The 22,527-nt window shown below is 39.2% G+C and carries 17 protein-coding genes; 3 read left to right on the top strand and 14 right to left on the bottom strand.

Translation table 11 applies throughout. The annotated features are described in order from the left end of the window. Positions 1-22: 22 nt before the first annotated feature. Together AC27JR_RS08585 and AC27JR_RS08580 are read left to right on the top strand one after the other, a co-directional pair. A complete protein-coding gene (locus tag AC27JR_RS08585) occupies positions 23-1,249 on the top strand; it encodes an aminotransferase class V-fold PLP-dependent enzyme (protein ID WP_487173336.1) in 1,227 nt (408 codons plus the stop codon). Between the two features lie 12 nt (positions 1,250-1,261). Then, complete coding sequence (locus tag AC27JR_RS08580) at positions 1,262-1,678, top strand: SufE family protein (protein WP_487173335.1); 417 nt, start codon at positions 1,262-1,264, stop codon at positions 1,676-1,678. Between the two features lie 35 nt (positions 1,679-1,713). Here the strand turns inward: AC27JR_RS08580 and tcdA are convergent, their stop codons facing one another. Genes tcdA through AC27JR_RS08545 form a run of 7 tightly spaced genes read right to left on the bottom strand, consistent with a single transcriptional unit; the run spans position 1,714 to position 9,175 of the window. Then, positions 1,714-2,511 (bottom strand): tRNA cyclic N6-threonylcarbamoyladenosine(37) synthase TcdA, encoded by a 798-nt coding sequence (gene tcdA, locus AC27JR_RS08575; RefSeq protein ID WP_487173334.1) that lies wholly within the window; start codon positions 2,509-2,511, stop codon positions 1,714-1,716. After that, entirely contained in the window at positions 2,512-3,192 is a 681-nt protein-coding gene (locus AC27JR_RS08570) for a TIGR01621 family pseudouridine synthase (protein WP_076918659.1), read from the bottom strand. Further along, the gene (kdsB, locus tag AC27JR_RS08565) at positions 3,189-3,950 is read right to left on the bottom strand and encodes a 3-deoxy-manno-octulosonate cytidylyltransferase (protein WP_487173333.1); all 762 of its coding nucleotides are present in this window, start codon (positions 3,948-3,950) and stop codon (positions 3,189-3,191) included. The genes AC27JR_RS08570 and kdsB overlap by 4 nt, the downstream gene beginning before the upstream one ends. Beyond that, complete coding sequence (locus AC27JR_RS08560; RefSeq protein ID WP_008112074.1) at positions 3,938-4,135, bottom strand: Trm112 family protein; 198 nt, start codon at positions 4,133-4,135, stop codon at positions 3,938-3,940. Before AC27JR_RS08560 ends, kdsB begins: the two co-directional genes overlap by 13 nt. Beyond that, positions 4,125-5,105, bottom strand: coding sequence for a tetraacyldisaccharide 4'-kinase (lpxK, locus tag AC27JR_RS08555; protein ID WP_487173332.1), 981 nt, complete (start codon positions 5,103-5,105; stop codon positions 4,125-4,127). The genes AC27JR_RS08560 and lpxK overlap by 11 nt, the downstream gene beginning before the upstream one ends. Then, a complete protein-coding gene (msbA, locus tag AC27JR_RS08550; RefSeq protein WP_487173331.1) occupies positions 5,102-6,847 on the bottom strand; it encodes a lipid A export permease/ATP-binding protein MsbA in 1,746 nt (581 codons plus the stop codon). Before msbA ends, lpxK begins: the two co-directional genes overlap by 4 nt. A gap of 60 nt (positions 6,848-6,907) precedes the next feature. Beyond that, positions 6,908-9,175 carry a DNA internalization-related competence protein ComEC/Rec2 gene (locus tag AC27JR_RS08545; RefSeq protein ID WP_487173330.1) on the bottom strand — a complete coding sequence of 756 codons (2,268 nt, stop codon included), beginning with the start codon at positions 9,173-9,175 and terminating at the stop codon, positions 6,908-6,910. Between AC27JR_RS08545 and AC27JR_RS08540 the strand changes: the two genes are divergently transcribed. Next, positions 9,155-9,661, top strand: coding sequence for a DUF2062 domain-containing protein (locus AC27JR_RS08540; protein WP_008112070.1), 507 nt, complete (start codon positions 9,155-9,157; stop codon positions 9,659-9,661). The two genes, AC27JR_RS08545 and AC27JR_RS08540, sit on opposite strands and share 21 nt — an antisense overlap. A gap of 92 nt (positions 9,662-9,753) precedes the next feature. Here AC27JR_RS08540 and AC27JR_RS08535 read toward each other — a convergent pair whose 3' ends face one another. From AC27JR_RS08535 to AC27JR_RS08505, 7 genes are all read right to left on the bottom strand, one after another. Continuing rightward, entirely contained in the window at positions 9,754-11,499 is a 1,746-nt protein-coding gene (locus tag AC27JR_RS08535) for a DUF3466 family protein (protein ID WP_487173329.1), read from the bottom strand. Positions 11,500-11,510: 11 nt separating this feature from the next. Beyond that, positions 11,511-13,424 carry an ATP-binding cassette ATPase Uup gene (uup, locus tag AC27JR_RS08530; protein ID WP_008112067.1) on the bottom strand — a complete coding sequence of 638 codons (1,914 nt, stop codon included), beginning with the start codon at positions 13,422-13,424 and terminating at the stop codon, positions 11,511-11,513. A 15-nt stretch (positions 13,425-13,439) separates the two neighbouring features. Next, a complete protein-coding gene (locus tag AC27JR_RS08525; protein WP_131691087.1) occupies positions 13,440-13,679 on the bottom strand; it encodes a glutaredoxin family protein in 240 nt (79 codons plus the stop codon). Continuing rightward, on the bottom strand, positions 13,672-15,789 hold the full coding sequence (gene rlmKL / locus AC27JR_RS08520) for a bifunctional 23S rRNA (guanine(2069)-N(7))-methyltransferase RlmK/23S rRNA (guanine(2445)-N(2))-methyltransferase RlmL (protein WP_487173328.1): 2,118 nt from the start codon (positions 15,787-15,789) through the stop codon (positions 13,672-13,674). Before rlmKL ends, AC27JR_RS08525 begins: the two co-directional genes overlap by 8 nt. A 90-nt stretch (positions 15,790-15,879) precedes the next feature. Beyond that, a complete protein-coding gene (locus AC27JR_RS08515; RefSeq protein WP_487173327.1) occupies positions 15,880-16,410 on the bottom strand; it encodes a cell division protein ZapC in 531 nt (176 codons plus the stop codon). 131 nt (positions 16,411-16,541) lie between these two features. Further along, the gene (gene pyrD / locus AC27JR_RS08510) at positions 16,542-17,552 is read right to left on the bottom strand and encodes a quinone-dependent dihydroorotate dehydrogenase (protein WP_008112059.1); all 1,011 of its coding nucleotides are present in this window, start codon (positions 17,550-17,552) and stop codon (positions 16,542-16,544) included. A gap of 105 nt (positions 17,553-17,657) precedes the next feature. Next, the gene (locus AC27JR_RS08505) at positions 17,658-22,499 is read right to left on the bottom strand and encodes an NAD-glutamate dehydrogenase (protein ID WP_487173326.1); all 4,842 of its coding nucleotides are present in this window, start codon (positions 22,497-22,499) and stop codon (positions 17,658-17,660) included. Positions 22,500-22,527: the final 28 nt, after the last annotated feature.

Raw genomic sequence — 22,527 nt, 5'->3', positions numbered from 1 at the left:
AATTGATTAACTTTATGAGCCTATGTCTGTGTCCTCGTTTGATCCTAAAACAATCCGTAATGATTTCCCTACCCTAAATCAGACAATCAATGGCTACCCTTTGGTTTATTTAGACTCGGCAGCAACAACACAAAAGCCACAATGCGTGATTGACGCTACTAAGGAGTTTTACACCTATCAGAATGCAAATGTTCATCGCGGCCGTCATACCCTTAGTGAGCAAGCTACAACGGCTTATGAGCTAGTACGTCAACGCGTTGCTGATTATTTTCAGGTAAGCGGTAATGAAATTGTTTGGACTAAAGGCGCTACTGAGGCGATTAACTTAGTTGCACATGGCCTAAGAAATACATTAACAACTGACGACACCATTTTAATTAGCCCAATCGAGCATCACGCGAATATTGTGCCATGGCAAGAACTTGCGGCATACACTGGAGCAACCTTAAAAGTGCTGCCACTCAATGACGATGCCACCTTTGATATTAGCCAGTGTTGTGACGTGATTAAACTTACCAAGCCTGCGCTGCTAGCTATTACACAAGCCTCTAATGCGCTGGGCAATATTACCGATTTAACTCCGCTGATAACCGCTGCGAAGGCAGTAAATGCGTTAACTTTAGTCGATGGCGCACAAGGCGCTCTGCATTTAAGACCTAATTTAATAAAGCTTGATTGTGATTTTTACGTGTTTTCAGCTCACAAAATGTTGGGGCCAACAGGATTAGGCGGTTTATATGGCCGCTACAGCGCACTTAATGCATTATCGCCTTACCAAACAGGCGGTGAAATGATTGAAAAAGTGACCCTAACGCAAAGCACTTATCGTGACGCTCCCGCTAAGTTTGAAGCAGGAACACCGAATATAGCCGGTGTTTTAGGCTTCGGTGCGGCGCTTGAGTATATAATTGCACTTGATCAGCAAACATTAAAGCACTATGAACAACAGTTGTTTATTTATGCAGCGAACGCACTGAATCAAATAGACGGTATTAGTATCTATAGCGACCTAAAATCGAACATTGGTACATTGTGCTTTAATTATAAAAATGAACATCCGTATGATCTGGCAACTTTACTTGACGGCTATGGTATTGCAGTGCGAAGTGGTCATCATTGTACCCAACCATTAATGACCCATTTGAAACTAAATGGCTCACTCAGAGCGAGTTTTGCATTTTATAATACGACTAAAGATGTAGACCAATTTATTACTGCGCTTAAAGAATGCATCGCTTTATTAGACTAATTTGGATAAATAATGACTCAGACATACCAACGGGTAAGTAAAAACATTGAAAGCAGTGCAAGCTGGCAACAGAAATACCGTGAAATTATGTTACTTGGCAAAACACTCCCACCACTTGCCGATATATTAAAAACCGACGATGCGCTCGTGCAAGGCTGTGAGAGTAAAGTGTGGATGTTTGTTGAATTTGACCTAACCGAGCATGCGTTGGTTGTGATTGGTGATTCTGATACGCGCATAGTGAAAGGCTTATTGGCGTTAATTTTAGCCCTGTATAACGGTTTAACACCAGAAGAGGTGTTAAACGTTAATGCCTATGAAGAATTTGAAAAACTTGGCTTAATTAGCCACTTAAGCGCTTCTCGCGGCAATGGAGTAAAAGCCATGGTTGAAAAAATACAAACCTTAGCCAAACAAAAAGCGCGTTAAGCGCTTTTTATAACAGTATAATAAGCAGCTTGTAGTTAAATATTTAAACGTGCACGCTTATCTAAATATTTTCTCACTGCTTTAGCGGCAACAAAGAATCCAAAACTTCCAGTGATCATCGTCACTGATCCAAAGCCATTATTACAGTCCATATTCATACTGCCATCTGCATTTTGTTTCGTATGACACACATTGCCATCGCTACCTGGATAAACAAGCTGCTCTGTTGAATATACACAGTCAATATTAAATTTACGTTTTGGGTTAGAGCTAAAATTATATTGCTTACGCAAAATATAACGTACTTTTGCAAGTAATGGATCTTGAGTGGTTTTTGCCACATCACCAAAAGTAATTTGACTCGGATCGGTTTGCCCACCTGCACCGCCCGTGGTAATTATAGGCAATTTATTACGCTTACAGTGCGCGATTAACGCCGCTTTTTCTTTTACCGCATCTATACAATCTATTATATAATCAAAGCCTTGAATATGCTCTTGAATATTATCAAGGGTAATAAAATCGTCAATCACATTCACTATACACTCAGGGTTTATCAGCTCGCAGCGCGCCTTCATGGCATCCACTTTAGCTTCGCCTATTGTACCTGTTAAGGCATGAATTTGACGATTGACATTGGTTGCGCAAATATCATCTAAATCAATTAAGGTGATTTTACCCACACCGGTACGCGCTAGTGCTTCAGCAGTCCAACTGCCTACACCACCAATACCCACAACACAAAAATGTGCTTGCTGTAACCACTCAAATTGCTGTTGACCATATAGTCGTTTAATACCACCAAAGCGGATATCAGTTACTTGTTCACTCATTTACCAATCCAATTTCCACGGCGTTTGCCAAGAATTAAAATCTTGATGTTTTATTAATTGCGCATACTCTTCACCAGATTGTGGCAACAGGGTATGTTGTATTTTTTGCCCTTTCCAATTAAAATCCAGCGCAAATGCATGTAAATAGGTACGCTCTGCAGGGCTCCCTGCATAACTCGCATCACCCATTATGGGGGCACCCAAACTCTTTAATGCCACCCTAAGCTGATGAGTTTTTCCCGAATAGGGTTTTAATAAGTAAGCTCTAAAACCGCTTTTAAAGCTAAACGAATAAAAACGTGTAATAGCAGGGTTACTTTGTGAGTTTAATAATTTATACGTGCCACGACGAGACTTAGCCATATCACCTTTAACCCAGCCTTGCTTTTTTTTAGGCTTGGTATCACTGACCGCTAGATAAAACTTATTAATCGCGTGCTGGGTAAATAATTGCGTAAATTCAGCTGCTGCCGCTTTGCTTCGCGCGAGTATAATCAACCCAGAGGTGACTTTATCTAAACGGTGTACTGCAAATAATTTTTCGTTTAACTGTTGCTCAGCTAGTACCACAAAACCGGGACCTTCCTCAGAGTGAAAATTGAGCCCTTGCGGTTTATTTATGATGTAAAAATCATCATGCGTATATTGCACTTTTAATACAGGCGTTTGTGTTGTGTTCACGCGCTTTTACTTTGAATATGGGCAACCACTTTAGCCAAATCTTCTGGTGTGTCGACTCCTGCATGAGGGGTAACTAATGCTTGCTCTATTTTAATTGCATAACCATGGTATAGCACGCGTAACTGCTCTAACGATTCAAGTAGTTCTAATGGTGAAACACTTAATTCAATATATTGCTTTATAAATCCTGCACGGTAAGCATAAATACCCACGTGACGTTGAAAAGGCGCTAAATTCAGCGGTTGCTGCTCTGCCATCATGGTACTCCTATCAAAAGGAATACTCGCTCTTGAAAAGTACAAGGCATTTTTATTAATGTCACTGACCACTTTAACCGCATTAGGATTAAACACTTCATCACGCTCTTCAATAGCAACACTTAAGGTTGCCATTGGTGCAGTTGATTGCGCTAATAATGTCGCCACTTGCGATACGTTATCAGGGGATAACAAAGGTTCATCACCTTGTACATTTACCACGATAGTGTCATCGGCTAAATTAAGTAAATCCACCACCTCGGCTAAGCGCTCTGTGCCTGATTGATGATCTTCACGTGTCATCAAAACGTTACTAGTAAAACGTTTAGCAGCATCAAACACTTTTTGATGATCGGTGGCAATAACCACCTTGCTAGCTCCTGACAAACAGGCTTTTTCATACACATGCTGTATCATTGGTTTGCCACAAATATCAGCGAGCGGTTTACCTGGTAAACGCGTAGAAGCGTAACGCGCAGGGATAACAACTACGAATTCCACTTTTCTACCTCTTCAAGAGACAATTCACGGGCTTCATTTTCAAGTAGCACCGGAATATCATCACGTACTGGGTAAGCTAGTTTTGCTGCTGTGCTGATCAGCTCTTGGTTTTCTTTATCAAAGCGCAACTTACCTTTACATACAGGGCAAGCAATAATTTCGAGTAACTTTGTGTCAAAGGCCATGATGGATCCCTTTTTCTTTTAATAATAAATTTAATGTGTTTATTACTGCTGCAGTTGGCTGAGCGTCAACTGGCAAGTAATACCAATTCGGCTTTGCAAAATCACGGCACTTAACCGCATCTTTTTCTGTCATTAATATACAGTCATCACCAAATTGAGCAAAATCATCTGCGCTGTAAGCATAATGATCGCGAAAGTGATGCGTAGACAGTAACTTAATACCTTGTGCTTGCAGTGAAGCCTCAAAACGACCTGGGTTACCAATCGCACTTACCGCGTGCGCAGCCTTTAAGGGCGTCGTTATATCAGTATTATCGGCAACACGTTTAATAACTGATGGTTGCAAGCGATAACTAAATTCTTGCTCAGAGCCATTTTCAATCACTAAATCTACACTGTTTAAACGAGAGGCGGTTTCACGAAGTGGTCCTGCTGGCATTAAAAAGCCATTACCAAATTTTCTTTCGCTATCAACAATACAACATTCTATACTGCGCGCCATTTTGTAATGCTGCATGCCATCATCTGAAATAATCACATCAAGCTTGAAATGTTTATTGAGCATTTCTATATTTTGCTGTCTATTTGGCCCCACAACTAACGGACATTGTAAACGGTTAAATAAAAGTACCGGCTCATCCCCACCCTCTAAAGTAGTCGTATTGGCAGTCACTAATAATGGGTAATGAGCTGCTTTCCCACCATAGCCGCGACTAATTAAACCAACTGATAAACCTTGGGCGATTAAGTGATCATGCAGCCATAATACAAATGGGGTTTTACCATTGCCGCCAACGCTTATATTACCAACCACAATAACCGGTGTTTTGCTGATAAACGATTTAAGAATGCCGAACTTATAGCAATATTTACGCAGCAAAGAAATACAGCCAAAAATAGCGGACAGTGGTAATAGCAATAACGTAATTAAGCTAAAAGGTTTGTACCAGCTTTGCTCTATTTTACTCACCCCTGCTCACCAAACTGCATTTTACAAAGAGCTGAGTAGGTACCATCGTTAGCCAGTAATTGAGTATGTGTGCCACTTTCTATCACTTTACCGTTGTCAATCACATAAATACGGTCACTGTTTTCAATAGTCGATAGCCTATGAGCGATAACAATAGAGGTTTTATCTTTCATTAATGTATCAAGGGCATGTTGAATAAGCTTTTCAGACTCTGTATCCAAGGCCGAGGTCGCTTCATCTAAAATTAAAATAGGTGCGTCTTTTAAAATAGCACGGGCAATCGCAATACGTTGGCGTTGACCGCCTGAAAGCATTACCCCGTTCTCACCAACCATAGTATTAAGTTGCTCGGGTAAGTCTTTTACAAACTCCCACACATGAGCTTGCTTCGCAACGGTGTGAAGCTCTTCGATAGAGATTTCGCGTTGTAAACCATAACAAATATTATTGGCAATCGTGTCATTAAATAGCACCACTTGTTGCGACACTAACGCAAATTGACGGCGAAGATCAGTAAGCTTATATTCATTAAGAGCAACACCATCGAGTAAAATTTCGCTTGGCGCTTCTAAGTCATAATATCGGGGTAACAAATTAGAAATAGTCGATTTACCCGAGCCAGAACGGCCAACAAGCGCAATACTCTCACCGGCTTTAATGTTCAGTGATAAATCGTTAAGCACGGCTTCATCCTTGGTTGGGTATTTAAAGGTCACGTTTTTTACCTCAATATGCCCTTTTACCTTATCAACCGGTAAAGTACCCGTGTCTTTTTCAATTTCTTCATCAAGTACTAAAAAAACACTCTGCGCAGCTGAAATACCACGCTGTAAATCGCTGTTAACATTAGCCAATTGTTTTAGTGGGCGCAGTAACATCATCATCGATGAAATAAGCACTACAAAATCACCAGAGCTAATACTGTCTATCATAGAGGGCATAGAGACAACCCATAAAATAACAGCCATTGCACTGGCGGCTAAAATTTGAATAATAGAGACACTTAACGCCTTAGTCGCATCCATTTTGATACGTTGCTGGCGATTATGATTATTAATTTTAGAAAATTGATCAATTTCTTGCGTTTGGCCACCAAAGCCATGGATCACCTTGTGACCACTAAGCATTTGCTCTGAGCTACGTGTTACCTGTCCCATAGCAGACTGAATATTTTTCGAGATATGACGAAAACGTTTAGATACCACGGCTACTATGATGGCTACCAGTGGGATAATCACTAAAAAGATTAACGATAGTTGCCAACTGGTATAAAACATCAAAGCGAGTAAAAACACCACAAAAGCGCCTTCACGCACTACAATAAGCAAAGCTTTGGTAATTGCTTGTTGGACTTGCTCGGTGTCAAAAGTGATTTTAGAAATCAAATCGCCGGTTGAGTTTTTATCATGAAACGATACCGGTAAGTGTAATATATGCTCAAACAACTCTTGGCGAAGCGCCCTCACTACTTGTGAACCAACATAGCTTAAACAGTACGATGACATAAAGTTAAATATGCCACGCCCGATAACCAGCGCAATAACCACAAATGGCGCATAAGTAAGTACCTGACTGTTACGCTCATTTAAACCTTCATCGATAAACGGCTTCATCAGTTGAATGAATAATGCATCCATACCTGAGTAACCTATCATTCCAATAATCGCGACGATGGCAACCGTCTTATAGGCGCCAACGTAAGAAACAAGCCGTTTATAAATTTGTGTAGTACTTTGTTCCATAACACTCTCTAAAACCAGTAACAGCCCCTATTGTATCCTTAGCAACAGCAAAACAAAACGTCAATCTTTGATAAACCAATAACTTTCCGCCCCTCTTGCAGTAGTCAGCTCTAGGTGCTTAGCATAAAAATCAACCCGAATTTGTCCTACATCACCGGTGCTATATTGTTTGGCGTGTATTTCACTATAACGCTTGACCACTGCTTTACTTGGAAATTGCCACTGACCTTGATACGCACTTGAATGAATCACAAATGTTGGGTTTACGGCCTTAATAAACTCGACACTGGAGGAGCTATCACTGCCGTGATGAGGACTTAACAAAACGGTACTTTGTAAATCATCCCCTTTTTTAATTAATTTAGACTCCCTCGCCTTTGATATATCACCAGTGAGAAGCACACTGTGGTTTGCACTTGAGATTTTAACGACACAGGAATTATCATTACTGTTATTAAACTCCTCTTTTGCAAAGGTTTGAATACTCAAGCCTTGAAAGTCTATCGTTGTTGCTATGCAGTCGTTATATACACCACTTGGATGAAAATAATCAAAGCTCCATGCATAGCCAGCCGCTTTAAAATGCGCAACACCTCCGGCATGGTCGTTATCTTGATGACTCACAATCGCGGTACTTACCGTAAGATTATTGGCATCAATATAGGGTAGTAATACACTAGGCACACGACTAAAACGATTAAAGTAACTTGGGCCAAAGTCATAAATAAACGCGTGCTTGTCTTTTTCTATCAGTACCATTAGTCCATGGCCCACATCAAATACATTCAGCCGCCAAAGGCTAGTTTGCGTAAAGTAATGGTTAAACAGTAAAGTCAAAAGCGGAATGCACGCCAGTAAGCGAAGCTCAATAAAATAAAGTAACGGAACAGCACTATAAAGCAGCACCACAGTGGTTATACTTACCTGACCGACATTAAGCCACCGTATTTGCTGTGGTATTGCCTGCAACATTTGATAAATATAGGTCAGTGGCAAATCATACAACACAATAAATGCGTACCAATCGGTTAATAATCCCAGCAACACACTTAAAAATAAAGCAGGCATTAATACAAAAGATAAAATGGGAATAGCGACAAGATTTAAAACTAAACCCGCTAAACTCACGCCATTAAAAAAGTATAATGATAGCGGTAGCAAGCCAATAAATAATCCCAGTTGAATAACAACAAGAGTGCGAATATTTGCCAGTAGTGTATGACCTCGCAGCGGAAACTGCTTTAAAACCATAAAAATGATACATACCGCTAAAAATGAAAAATACAGACCAGGATTAAGTAAACTAAATGGATTAACCGCTAAAATAATAACCAACGCATATAAAATACTGCGCCACCTTAATGATTGCTTTGCCAAATAATAAAGCAATAAATAACAGCCCAACATAATTAAAGCGCGGGTCGCGGAGATGATGAAATCACTCAAGTAAACATATAAGAATGCGACTATAAAACCAGCAGCACTATAAAAAATAGAAACATTTAAGGCTTGATTTAGTTCAGGTTTAACCAACTTAAGACAAAACCGTGTAACAAAATAACAAAAACCAAACACTAGAGAGATATGTAATCCAGAAATCGCCAACAAATGACTTAACCCAAGGCTCTGCATTAACTCTTTATGCTCGAATGTCATTAATGACTTATCGCCAGTTAACAGCACATAATAGAGCCAATTAAGCTCAGCATTATTTACCAACTTTTTGACATAGGCTCTATAAGCTGACACCGCATTACTTTTTTGAGAGCTTTTAATATTAAGCTGTTTATTGAGCACTGTACCTTTAAACGCTATCTTTTGGGTAAAAGCATAAAGCTGATTATCAAAAACAGTAAAATTCTTAATGGATCTATAGTTTTTAAGTCTCACTTGAGCATTAAAAGCATCACCAGATTGAATTGGTTGTGCAAAATTAATAGTTAATAAGGCATAAGGTGTCCTAAAGTGACTATATTCTCTGTCTTCCAAACGCGTTATTTTAACTTTTACATATTGGGGAGGTGTAGCAGAAATAACCTCTTCGACCACAACACCGACAGAATAAGCATATTTTTCGTGCTGTTCAGGCAATTCAAATGAATAAAACAAGATAAAATGTGCTACTACACAACAAATACCGCAAATAAAGCCTAACAATACAGTTAAAAACGGCTTAAAATACGTGCTCACAATGAGGATTGAAATTGTGATAACTGTAAATTCAAGGGTTTGATAATAAAACACGGTAACAACGACACCGACAACAAATCCAAGACTCATCCACACAGACGTAAATGGTTGCTTTAAATGGCTAAAAAAACGATCCAACGGTTTTTACCTGATCCAAATAAAATTAGACATCACAAATCACTAAAAATATTTGGTCGTCTTTTACATGATGCTAACCTTTGGCATTTAAATAGACGTTCAGCACGCGGTGCTTTTGCCGTTGGACTTTTCTTTGCATTCATCCCTGTTCCTTTTCAAATGGTGCTAGCAGCTGCCGCAGCCATAATCTTAAGAGTAAATTTACCTATTTCTGTTGCTTTAGTGTGGATCACTAACCCACTTACAATGCCACCTATTTTTTACGGCTCATACTTGGTTGGCACATTAGTACTTAATCAACCGGAGCAACATTTTGCGTTTGAGGCAAGTTGGGCATGGTTTATAGAAAGTTTAACGACAATTGGCCCCGCTTTTTTAGTTGGTTCACTTGTGTGTGCATCTATAGCTAGTGTTATTGGTTATTTTGGTATTGATTTGATTTGGCGCCGCTCGGTGAGACGAGCTTGGACATCGAGAAATAACTAGCGCCTACTCCATCAAGTGCTTCTGTTTATATTACTATAGACAAAAAAAAACCAACTTAACAAGTTGGTTTTTTTATAAACGAATAGCTGTACTTAGAAACGAAAAACGCGTCTTAATCCAACTAAAGGTAGCAGTAATAAACCAAACCATGAAAAACTGGCTGAGCTACGTTCATAAAACTCTGCATCTGGAGCTTTACAATTTTCAACTTCACCATTAGGGATAGGCGAAAGTTTTACCGCCACTGCAACACTTTCATATTCAATGTTACCATTAATATCGGTTACCACCTCACCTAGTGAATTTCGTTTTTCAACTGTTTTAGTCGCCACACCAAATACTTCATTGTTCTCATTAATTGACTTAGCCTCAACCATTTTATAACTAAAGCCAGTCTCACCGTCAGTGTCGTAACATGGTAGCAAACTGTTTAGGTTAGTGATTTTGTCATCACCAATTTTATAAATAAATGCTTCTGATATGCGAGTACTTTCAGTCTCTCCAATCTCACCCTCACCAACGATATAGCCTTGGTTATTAATATCATTCGCATATGAACTTGAACTAATAAAATAATCTTCAGGAAACACGGTCGTATTTGTATTTATATCATGATAGAAAAGCTTGTTTCTAAGCTTGCCCTCAATACCTTTAGAAGCGTAACCAACCACAATATCATTATCATTGATTGCAAATGCTTTGCCACCTTGCCAATCGTCTTGCTGGCTAATAAAGTCAACTACGTCACCGTCTTTAAAATACGTTGGCATAGTTAAAATAGTCGCATCTCGGTCAAAATAACGAGTATTAGAAAAACCGACCGCAATGCCATTTTTATTAACTGCTAAGGCATTACTAATAAACGGATTATTGTCTTCGTTTTCTTTTGGAGTAAGCGCTAAACCTAATAATTCTGTTGAAGTGACATTATAAGCACTATCTAGAATCCACTTAACGGCCGTTTTATTGAACAAGCCACGATTATTCCTATTATTATTATTAAAAGAATTAATACATGCCATAATTGGCTCATCGAGGCCATCACAATTATCAGTAAGTGTGGTTTGCCTTTCAGTAGGGATACCGACGGATACATTACCAACAACGATATAACCTGTGTCAGTAGCAACAATATCAGACGCTTTACTCGTTCCACCGTATTCATTAAATTCTGGAACAAGCGGCACTTCAACACCACCTGCAGAGATTAAAATACCACGCTCTATAAAATCGCGAGTAAACCACGTCTCTGCAACTGTTTCACCATCCGGTGTAAAGGTAGTTTTCTCAAAGGGAGCACTACCCCAACCAACGGTAGTTCCGTCTTCTGCAACGCCATTATAAAAATTACTTGTCGAACGCGTTAGTCCGTTGTAATCAACAGAAGCAATGTCAAATAATGGTTGCTCAATAGCAGACGTACTACTGTACTTGACTGCCACAAGTGAGCTGATTTTTTGATATTCAAAGTTTCCAGAAAGACCAGATATAAAGCGAACCATGAATGCATGTGCATCAGCATTGGTGTAGATGGCGTCGTTATTTTCAATATCATTAAGTGTAAACGTAATTTCTTTATCACTTAATTCAAATGTTCTAACTTCGTTGTTGTACGCACTCTCAATAGAATTATCTGTAAAATCAATATAGCTAATATCAATGGGGAGATTGTATAAGCCATTAGCAACTCCAATGACATGTCCGTTTTCACTCACATCAGTAACATAAGTATGTTTGGCAGCTTCAAAGTCACCTAATTCGGTTAACTGGTACGTTGCACTAAATGCTGATGTACTCAGTGTGGCTAAAACGCTGGCCGCGAGTAATTTATATTTCATTTTATTCCTTACTACTGATTCTTTAATTCTTCAAGTTCTTCCCAACGCTCAAAAGCGGCTTCAAGGTCAGACTCAAGTTGGGCTAAATGGTTCAATTCCTTGGCTGTTATATCACTGTCTTGCTTGAAAAAATCTTCGTGACTTACTCGTTCTTGTTGTTTTTCAAGCTCAGCTTCAAGTTGTTCCATTTTATTAGGTAGTTGCTCTAGTTCAAGTTTTAATTTGTAAGAGAGTTTATTTGCTTTGTTATTGCTTTTAACTGGCGTTGGCTCTGTTTTTTCAACTTTTTTTACTGGCTGCTGTTGCTGCTGCTTTTGCTGCTCTGCTAAATAGTTGGTATACGCTTCATAATCACTGTAGCCGCCAACTATATCAGTAACTTTGCCGTTCCCTTCAAATGCCCAAACACTCGAACAGGTATTATCAATAAACTCTCGGTCATGGCTAACAATCAGCACAGTACCTTGATATTGATTAATAATATCTTCAAGTAGCTCTAATGTTTCTATATCTAGGTCATTTGTTGGCTCATCAAGTACTAATATATTTGAAGGTTTCAAAAATAGTTTGGCTAATAACAACCTGTTTTTTTCACCACCTGAAAGTGCTTTTACCGGTGTGCGAGCGCGTGCTGGCGGGAATAAAAAGTCTTGTAAATAGCCTAACACATGACGTGAGCGCCCGCCCATCATCACCTCTTGCTTACCTTCAGCAACGTTATCTTGAACGGTCGCTTCTTCATCAAGTTTTTCACGGTACTGATCGAAATAAGCAAACTCTAAATTAACACCTTGCTTTATTTCACCACTGTCTGCTTTTAAATCGCCAAATAGTAATTTTAATAGCGTTGTTTTACCTATGCCGTTAGGGCCTACCAAGCCGATACGGTCGCCACGCATTACTAAGGTAGAGAAGTCATCAGCTATCACTTTGTCTTTAAATGCATGATTTAAGTGTTTCGCTTCAAATACTAACTTACCTGAACGATCGGCTGTTTCAATATTGAAATCAGTTTTGCCTACCTGATCCACACGCTGTTTGCGTTCATTACGTAATTGTTTCAGCTCACGAACACGGCCTTCGTTACGAGTACGACGGGCTTTAACACCTTGGCGGATCCATGCCTCTTCTTCCGCTAAACGTTTATCGAACAATGCATTTTGTGTTTCTTCTACTTTTAAATCATGCGCTTTTTGTTCTAAATAAGTGGCATAATCACCAGGGTATGAAATCAGTTTACCGCGATCTAAATCTAAAATACGTGTAGCAACAGCGCGAATAAATGCACGGTCATGAGATATAAATACAATACCGCCTTTAAATTCTTTTAAGAATTGCTCTAACCACATAACACTTGTCATATCCAAATGGTTAGTAGGCTCATCGAGCAGTAATAAATCAGGCTCACTCACTAAAGCACGCGCTAATGCAACTTTACGTAACCAACCACCAGAAAGTGATTCTAGTTTCGCATCAGGGGTTAGCTCTAATTGAGTAAGTACAAGTTGAATTCGACTGTCAAAACGCCAGCCATCTGCCGCCTCTAATTTATTAGATAAACGCTCTAATTTATTTAATAGTTGATCAGTGCAATCTGTTTGCAGTTGTGTGCTTACATGATGAAAATCAATCAGTAAGTTAGCAATTTCAGGCATACCTTGGGCTACGTAGTCAAATACAGTACCGCTTGCCCCTTTAGGCGGATCTTGCTCTAAACGCGATATTTTTAAACTACCAACTTGGTTTATTTCGCCATCATCAAGTATTACTTGACCATCGAGTACTTTTAAAAGCGTTGATTTACCCGCACCGTTACGCCCTACAATACACACACGTTCGCCGCTTTCTATAACCGCATCTGCATTATCAAGTAGTGGGTGTGTACCGTAAGCTAGTTGTGCTTTTGAAATTCTAATTAAATCCATAGTTAATCTTTACTCTTATTCTGCTTGCGCTAAAAACTGCTGCGCCTGAGGTGCAGTAAAAGGCCAAAATAATTGTTGGCCTTGTTGATTTTTTAAAACCGGGATACTTATTTGATATTCTAAAATTAATGCGTCATCGCTCATAATATCAATAAGTTGTAATTCATCTGTTGATAAAAGTAACGGTTTTAACAGCTGCTGTGCTTGCTCGCACAAGTGGCAGCCGTCGGTGTGATATAAAACCCACTTAGCCATGTTTAATTAACCAGCTATTGTGAATTTTTTTATTACGTTTGAAGTCAGGGGATAAGGTTTTTTCAGAAATATTTTCTGCTTTTAAGCCTAAGCCCATTAAACCTACTTCGTCCATCACAAAGCCGCGTTTATTGTTAGAAAATATAAGCGTACCCGATGGGCTCAATATTTTTTTAACCCAAGTTAACAGCTTAATGTGATCATTTTGTACATCAAACGCATCTTTCATTCGCTTAGAGTTAGAGAATGTTGGAGGGTCTAAAAAGATCAAGTCGTATTGCCCTTGTGCATGCTCTAACCATTTTAAACAGTCTGCTTGCTCAAAGCGATAGCGCGTATTGCTAATATCGTTAAGCGCAAAGTTATCTTGGCCCCACTTTAAGTAGGTTTTAGATAAATCAACGGTAGTAATCGCTTTTGCGCCACCAATGGCTGCATGTACTGAGGCCGTCCCTGTGTAAGCAAACAGGTTCAAAAAGCGCTTATCTTTAGCGTTTTCTTGAATGTAACGACGTGCAAGGCGATGATCTAAAAATAGCCCCGTGTCTAAATAGTCAAATAAATTAACTTTAAACTTAGCACCAAACTCTTCTACCACCATGGTTCTATTTTGCTTAGCCATGGGTGTATATTGCTCTTCACCCTTTTGCTTTTTACGTACTTTTACAGCAATGTTTTCAGGTGCAATATCAAGTTGTTGTGATGTTAAGCTAATAACATCTTGTAAACGCTTCTCTGAGGTTTTTTCATCAATCTCTTTCGGTGCCGCGTATTCAAAAATAACAGCTGAATCATCATAAATATCAACAGCAACGTTGTATTCAGGAATATCTGCATCGTAAACACGATACGCATGGACTTGGTTTTGCTTAAGCCAATTTTTTAAACCTTGCTTGTTCTTTTTCAGGCGATTAGCAAACGCCATTGAACCTTCAAAATTTAAAGCGGGTTTGTCATCAGTGGTAAGGCTAACTTGCTTGTCATCTAACTGATATAGGTTTAATTCAACATCCAGGGGGCCATTTTTAAATTTATAGCGTTTTTGCTTTACTAATTTAAGCAATTTAAACAGGCTTTCATCCATACCCAGTAAAGCGAGCTTCCAATGATTAAAGTGCTTTTTAAAACCAACACCTAAACTACGATGCAAGTTTACAAGTTCAGCCATAGAACCAATACGCTCACCATAAGGTAAGTTTGAAATAACAACACCCGGTAATTTTGCAACGCTCGTCAGTTTTGTCGCATCGCTTTGCTTAAATTTAATCACCGTATCAAGCTCTGCACGCTGCGCATTAGCAATCGCTTTATCAAGTACTTGTGCATCGTAATCATGGCCAATTAACCATAATTTAGGATCAGTAATATTCGCTAAAAGTTGCTCTTTAAGTTCTTTGAATTTTGCCACTCTAAAGCTAGGTAAACGCTCAAACGCGAATCCTTCACGGAATAATCCAGGCGCTTCATTACGTGCCATTCCAGCCGCTTCTATTAAAATAGTGCCGGCACCACAACATGGATCGAATAGTGGTTGATTTACATTTTCGAGCCAGCCACTACGTTTTATTATTGCCGCAGCTAAATGCTCTTTTATGGGTGCTTTGCCTTGACCTTGACGGTAACCACGCTCTGATAAACGCGGCCCTGAGTAATCAATATAAAGTGAAACGCCATGACGATTTAAACGTGCAACCACTCGCACATTGGCATCTTGCTTATCTACATTTGGTCGCTGTTCAAATAAATCGTTAAAGTAATCAACAATCGCATCTTTAATTACTAAACCAGAAAACTGGGTATTTTTAAGTGAATCGTTTGTGCCATTAAAATCAACAGCAAAAGTTTGTGTTGGGCCAAACCATTCTTGCCAAGGTTGTAAGCGTGCAAATTTGTACAAGCTGTCTTTGTCATTTACGCCTTCTTTTTCTTCAATAAGCATAAGTACACGCGTAGCAAAGCGTGTAGATAAACACACTTTTTGCGCTAGCAATGAGTCAGCCTCAAAGCGAACAGAACCCACAGTTTGCTTTGACACCGTAGCGCCAAGTTCTGTAAGTTCATCAACCAATAAATTTTCGATTCCGATAGAAGTAAGTGCGATAAATTGCAAAGTAAAAACCCTTAATAGCTAATTGCGCGGGATTATAACATAGGTTTGCGTACAAATACGCCTTAAACAAGTCTCAAAGACTAAATTAGGCTAAGCTGTTTGGCTATCGTACTGTGAGGTAATTAAGGGGTGAACTCGGTTGTTTAAAACGCGGATGACTTCAAACTGGGCAAGTGATAGATTGTCATCTAGTGCAAAGGTTTCACTTAAATTAATGCACACAGAAGCATCTGGACAATGCTCTATAATTAAAAACTCGCCAGTTTGTGATTCTGAGCTTAAATTAATAACCGCTTCAGTACTAGGTGTACTACCAGTATACGGTTTAAAAAACCAACTTTTTGCCAACACTGGTTTTAATTGAAATTTAACTGCCGTTGCATTAAGGGCTATTTGGCATAACTGAGCAGAGTTCCATAAATTAAACTGCTCAAGATAATAATAGACTTGCTCATAAAAAGCCGCATCTTCAAGGCTGAAGTAAGGATTTTTAAAAGCGCAATCCGTTAATTGTCTAAGCTTATAAGGTGTGCAAAGTTGCATATCGTCATTTAAATCAAGCAGTAAGCGGTTTTTCTCAGCGCATGCTATCCATTGCCATTGCTTTGACGCTTGTAACATTTGCTCCCCCCTACTTAGTACTTAAAAAAATAAAATAAGACAATAAGCTTAGAGTATAGCTGCTTTTGACCATTTTTAAAACGTCTTTTTAGAACATTTATCGAACGATCAAAAGCTTACATAACTGATCCTTATAAGTGGTTAATGATCGACTTTACCAATTGCGGTCCTTTGTATATAAAACCGGTATAAACTTGGACTAAATCTGCACCCGCATCAAACTTTTCTTTTGCTGATTGAGCGTCATCAATACCACCCACACCAATAATAGGTAACTGATTATTTGTTAAGCGCTTGATTTCAGAAACAACATGGGTTGAACGCTCTCTAACTGGCGCACCGGATAAACCGCCTGCCTCATCAGCATATTGCTGACCTTGAACTAAACTGCGCTCTAAGGTGGTATTTGTGGCTATAACACCATCAATTTTATTATTTAATAATGACTCACTGACTTGTTCAATTTGAATTGGATCTAAGTCTGGTGCAATTTTAACCAGCATAGGCACTTGTTTATTATGCTTGGCAATTAAATCAAGCTGTTCATTTTTTAGACTTTGCAATAAATCATCTAATGCTGCGCCATATTGTAGGTCTCGTAGGCCCGGTGTATTAGGTGATGAAATATTTACAGTAATATAGGATGCATGCTCAAACACTTTTCGCATACAGTGAATGTAGTCGTCTTTACCCTGCTCATTTGGGGTATCTTTATTTTTGCCGATATTAATACCTAAAATGCCATCGTACTTAGCTGCTTTTACATTATTAACTAAATTATCAACACCTTTGTTATTAAAGCCCATACGATTAATAATCGCATTTGACTGTGGCAATCTAAACATACGAGGCTTATCGTTACCCGCTTGAGGACGCGGTGTTACTGTACCCACTTCAACAAAGCCAAAGCCCATTTGGGCAAAGGCATCGATACACTCAGCGTTTTTATCAAGACCAGCAGCAAGTCCTACTGGGTTTTTAAATTCCAAACCTAAAAAATTCACCGGTTTATTAGCAACACTTTGTGCCCATGCCGCACTTAATGGCGTGTTAGCAAAGCGACGTAAGTTGTTAAGAGCAAAATCATGTGCCCACTCCGCATCACGGGTAAACATAAAACGGCGAGCTAAATCGTAGAACATGAATATAATCCTCTTAAAATTGTAGACAAAAAAATACCTCAGACAAGGCTGAGGTATTATATAACAAAAACTGTTTAACGATTAGTTTTAATCAATAGCAGTTTGTTACTTTGCTGATGTATCACAATTGTGACCAAGCAACATAAGCTCTCTTAATGCCACTGAGAACTTAGCAAAATCATGGCTTTGCGATGTTTTAAACTCTGTCAGCATTTGCTTCCAACGTTGAAGCAACAGATCTTGACTATCCATCCATTGTTCAATTTGGCCATCTACATCACTGTTTTCACCTTCAAAACTGTTTAATACAACTTCTGACAAGGTGCGTTGCTGCCAATCTAACTCTTCACGATATGACGCACGCGCTAATGCCTGCCAATGGTTAGAAACCGGTTGATTAGTGATTTGATCTAAGAACCAATGCAGTCCCATTTGCGCACCTAATTTAAAGTAAGTGTGCGACACCATATCAATTTTACGATTAGAGTTTTGTGCAATTTGCGTTAAATCCATTACCGAGAATAAGCTTGATAACGATACAATACGCTGTGCAATATCAGCAGGTACACCGCTTTGCGTTAGTTCTTCACGCGCACTTACAATACGATCGCTTTCTGTTTTAACGATGTATTTAGTTAAGTTTTCACTTAAATCTGCAAATGTTGGTGAGAATATTTCGATCGCTTGCTCAATTGATTGTGCTTTGGTGCGATGACGCAGGAACCAACGTGTTGCACGGCGAACTGTACGGCGTAATTGGTATAACATTTCTGTTTGTACGCTCGATGGTATCTTATTATCAAGATCACTAATAGATAACCATGTTTCACGCATTTGGAAAATTTCACTTGCGATTGAGTAACACAATGCAATTTCAGCTTCATTTGCACCGGTTTCTTCATTCATACGCACCATAAAGTTTAAGCCCATATCATTAACAATATTATTTGCTAACTTAGTGGCAATAATCTCTTTGCGTAGCGGATGATTATCCATTGCATCATTAAATTTCTCACGTAATGGACGCGGGAATGATTTAACTAATAACTGACGGTAATACGGGTTTTCTGTAATTTCATCAGTGACTAATGACTCTTTGAGCACCATTTTCGCATAAGAAACCAATACAGATAGCTCAGGGCGCGTTAAATCTTTACCTGCGGCGGCGCGTTCTGCCAGCTCTTCATCAGTAGGAATAAACTCAATTGCACGGTCTAGCTTGCCATCTTTTTCAAGCGCATGGATAAAGCGAATTTTTTCTTTAAGCGTTGAGGTTCCTTTAGATTGAGTAATCGATAAAGTGTGCGTTTGACGATAACAATCTTTAAGTACTAATTCAGACACTTCATCAGTCATTGAATAAAGTAGTTCGTCACGTTGCTTACGTGTTAAGTCGCCTTCCGCAACTAAACCATTGAGTAAAATTTTAATATTTACTTCGTTATCTGAACACGCAACCCCACCTACGTTATCGATGAAGTCAGTATTTACGCGACCGCCTTGAGCTGCAAACTCAATACGACCTAGTTGGGTTGCACCTAAGTTACCACCTTCACCAAATACTTTAGCACCAAGGTCTTTACCATTTATGCGCAGCGCATCGTTTGCACGATCCCCAACATCGGCATCAGTTTCTTTAGAATGCTTAATGTAAGTACCGATACCGCCATTCCACAATAAATCATAGTTCATCATTAATGATGCTTTGATCAACTCATTTGGCGTCATGCTGGCTTTTTTAGTACCTAACATCTTTTTCATTTCAGGCGTAAGCGTAATCGACTTAGCAGCACGCGAGAAGATACCACCACCGCTTGAGATTAACTCTTTATTGTAATCTTCCCATGATGAACGTGGTAATTTAAATAAACGTTCACGCTCTGGGTAAGAAGCTGCTGCATCTGGGTTTGGATCAACGAAAATATGTAAGTGATTAAATGCCACTTGCAAGCGAATATGCTTTGATAACAGCATACCATTACCAAATACGTCACCGGCCATATCGCCGATAGCAACTGCTGTAAAGTCTGTTGTTTGGCAGTTAATATCCATTTCACGGAAATGACGTTTAACAGACTCCCATGCACCACGCGCTGTGATACCCATTTTTTTATGGTCATAACCTACTGAACCACCTGATGCAAACGCATCACCTAGCCAGAAGTTATATTCGTTTGCGATGCCATTGGCAATGTCAGAGAATGTTGCTGTGCCTTTATCCGCTGCTACTACTAGGTACGCATCGTCTTCATCATGGCGAGTCACATCAACAGCAGGTACTATTTCACCGCGGTCAATATTATCTGTAATGTCTAATAAACCACGAATGAAGATTTTATAACATTCTTGGCCTTCTTTAATAAACGCTTCACGTTCACTAGGTAGTTGTTTACATACAAATCCACCTTTAGAACCTACCGGTACAATAACGGTATTTTTTACTTGTTGCGCTTTTACTAAGCCAAGCACTTCTGTACGGAAATCTTCTCGGCGATCTGACCAACGCAATCCACCACGGGCAACTTTACCAAAACGTAAATGCACACCTTCAACACGTGGAGAATAAACAAATATCTCAAACGCTGGCACAGGTAGTGGGACTTCTGGAATTAAACTTGGCTGAATTTTAAGTGAGATGTAAGACTTAAATTTGCCTTCAGCATCTTTTTGGAAGTAGTTAGTACGCAGTGTGGCAACAATCATATCAACGTATAAACGGATAATACGATCATCATCAAGGTTGGCAACGTTTTCTAACTCTGCGTAAATTTCTAAGCCTAGCTTTTCAAGCGTTTTAGCACTTGCAGGGCTTTTTACAGAGAACTTTTTAGAGAATAAGTTTACAATTTTAGCGGCAATATGCGGGTAATTCGCAAAGGTGCTTTCAATATACGTTTGCGAGAAAGTAACCCCAATTTGGCGCATGTATTTTGCGTATGCACGTAAAATTGAAGATTCACGACCCGTTAAACCACCCATTAACACAAGACGGTTAAAGCCATCGTTTTCTAAGCGGTTTGCCCATACACTGGTTAACGCAGCACGAAAACGTGCAGAGATCTTGTCAAAATCAGCCATCCCTTTGCTATCGATTAGCATTGAGAAGTCCATGATCCAATTAACGCCACCATCACTGGTTTTAACCGAGTATGGCGTTTCACCTACAACACGTAAGCCAAAATTTTCAAGCATTGGCATAACATCAGATAAATGAATTGGCTCATCTTTATGGAATAAGCTTAAACGCACAATATTGCTGCTTGCTTCTTCTTGCGGGCGATAAAACAACATTTCTAGCTTGTTATCATCGCTTAGCATTTCTAGCTTTTCAATATCGACCACTGCAGCGCTAGGTAATACTTCTTCTTTGTATGAGCGTGCAAACGCATTGCAATATTTACGGTTTAATTCATTACCACGGGCCTCACCAGCAGATTCAAGTAAGGCTGATTGTAATTTATCTTCCCAAGTACGAGCGGCTTCTATTAGATTGTTTTCTATATCTTTCACGTTATATTCAATATTGTTGTCGGTCACACGAACAGTGTAATGGGTACGCGCCAGTGTAGACTCAGAGAAATAGGTAGTAAATTCGACTTTTACGTCAGAATTAAATGCGTTGGCTAAAATAGCCTGCGTTTCGCGGCGCAGCGCTGTATTATAACGCTCACGAGGTACGTAAACCATGCATGATAAAAAACGGCCGTATGCATCTTTGCGTACAAATAAACGACACATATCGCGTTCTTGTATTTGCAATACGCCCATGGCAACTTCAAGTAACTCATTCTCACGAGCTTGTACCAGTTCGTCGCGTGGGTAAGTTTCTAATATATTTAATACGGCTTTGTATGCATGTGTGCCCTTAGCAAAATCACACATATCCATAATACGATTAATTTTACTTTTAAGAACCGGTACATCAGCAGCACTATTGTTGTAAAAGTTTGATGAAAACAAACCAATAAAACGGTCTTCACCAATAACATTGCCTTTGTCATCAAAACGCTTAACACCCACATAATCTATATAAGCTGGGCGATGAACACGAGACAATGAATTAGTTTTAGTTAAAATTAATAAGTTACTGCTTCGCGCTTCTCTTTGCGCTACTTCAGGTAACTCAGAAAGCAAACGTGTGTGTTCAGCATCAGAGTTTTTCATTAACCCTAAGCTAGTATCCATTTTTCCTTTTAATTGATAATCGCCCTGAACTGGCGACAGCTCATATTGACGGTAACCCATTAAAGTAAAGTTATCTTTTACTAGCCAATCTAAAAACTCAACGGTTTCGTTGATTTCATTATCATTTTTATCTTTATGGCTTTTAGGCAGATTTTTACTAACAGCTATGAGTTTTTCACGAATAGGCTGCCAATCTTCAACGGCAACCGAAACATCAACCAATACAGATTCAAGCTCTTTTTTGAAAGACTCAATAACAGATGCATCTGTTTGGCGGTCAATTTCTATAAAAAACACTGTTTTTGTTGATGTTGATTCTTGCTCTGCTTTTAAGCTTGATAACCCTGATATTTTTTCGTTTTTATCACGTTGAATTTTCAGTGGGCTATGCAATAGCAAGTGAGAGGCGATGTTTTCTCGTGTCATGGCCATACGTACAGAGTCGACTAAAAACGGCATGTCTTTAGCGATAATCTCTACAATGGTATGTGATGACTGCCAGCCATCTTTTGCCACTTCAGGATTGAAAACGCGAATAACTGCGTCATCTGATGTATTTTTTTCTAGCGAATTCCAAAGGCTGAGTGCAGCACCATATAAGTCACTGTCGTTACGATTAGCCAAATCCTCTTTAGACATATTGCTGTACAAGGCTTTGGCGAATTTCTCAACGAGTAACACATTATCAGCGCGAACTTTTTTCTGGATAAGCTTACAGACGTTATCTAAAATAACCGAGGCTTGGCCTTCATTTCGTGTCATTGTATGTTCCTTAATCTATCACTGCTAG

It is taken from the genome of Pseudoalteromonas sp. NH0006-26, assembly GCF_057552415.1.
The sequence above is the reverse complement of the archived record's forward strand: the minus strand, read 5'-3'. Positions and strand labels throughout refer to the sequence as shown.

What these genes read in the sequence shown, in the direction of transcription:
- AC27JR_RS08585 (WP_487173336.1), top strand. Translation starts at nt 23, where the DNA reads ATGTCTGTGTCCTCGTTTGATCCTAAAACAATCCGTAATGATTTCCCT.
- AC27JR_RS08580 (WP_487173335.1), top strand. Translation starts at nt 1,262, where the DNA reads ATGACTCAGACATACCAACGGGTAAGTAAAAACATTGAAAGCAGTGCA.
- tcdA (WP_487173334.1), bottom strand. Translation starts at nt 2,511, where the DNA reads ATGAGTGAACAAGTAACTGATATCCGCTTTGGTGGTATTAAACGACTA.
- AC27JR_RS08560 (WP_008112074.1), bottom strand. Translation starts at nt 4,135, where the DNA reads ATGGCCTTTGACACAAAGTTACTCGAAATTATTGCTTGCCCTGTATGT.
- msbA (WP_487173331.1), bottom strand. Translation starts at nt 6,847, where the DNA reads ATGGAACAAAGTACTACACAAATTTATAAACGGCTTGTTTCTTACGTT.
- AC27JR_RS08540 (WP_008112070.1), top strand. Translation starts at nt 9,155, where the DNA reads ATGGCTAAAAAAACGATCCAACGGTTTTTACCTGATCCAAATAAAATT.
- AC27JR_RS08535 (WP_487173329.1), bottom strand. Translation starts at nt 11,499, where the DNA reads ATGAAATATAAATTACTCGCGGCCAGCGTTTTAGCCACACTGAGTACA.
- uup (WP_008112067.1), bottom strand. Translation starts at nt 13,424, where the DNA reads ATGGATTTAATTAGAATTTCAAAAGCACAACTAGCTTACGGTACACAC.
- AC27JR_RS08525 (WP_131691087.1), bottom strand. Translation starts at nt 13,679, where the DNA reads ATGGCTAAGTGGGTTTTATATCACACCGACGGCTGCCACTTGTGCGAG.
- AC27JR_RS08515 (WP_487173327.1), bottom strand. Translation starts at nt 16,410, where the DNA reads ATGTTACAAGCGTCAAAGCAATGGCAATGGATAGCATGCGCTGAGAAA.
- pyrD (WP_008112059.1), bottom strand. Translation starts at nt 17,552, where the DNA reads ATGTTCTACGATTTAGCTCGCCGTTTTATGTTTACCCGTGATGCGGAG.
- AC27JR_RS08505 (WP_487173326.1), bottom strand. Translation starts at nt 22,499, where the DNA reads ATGACACGAAATGAAGGCCAAGCCTCGGTTATTTTAGATAACGTCTGT.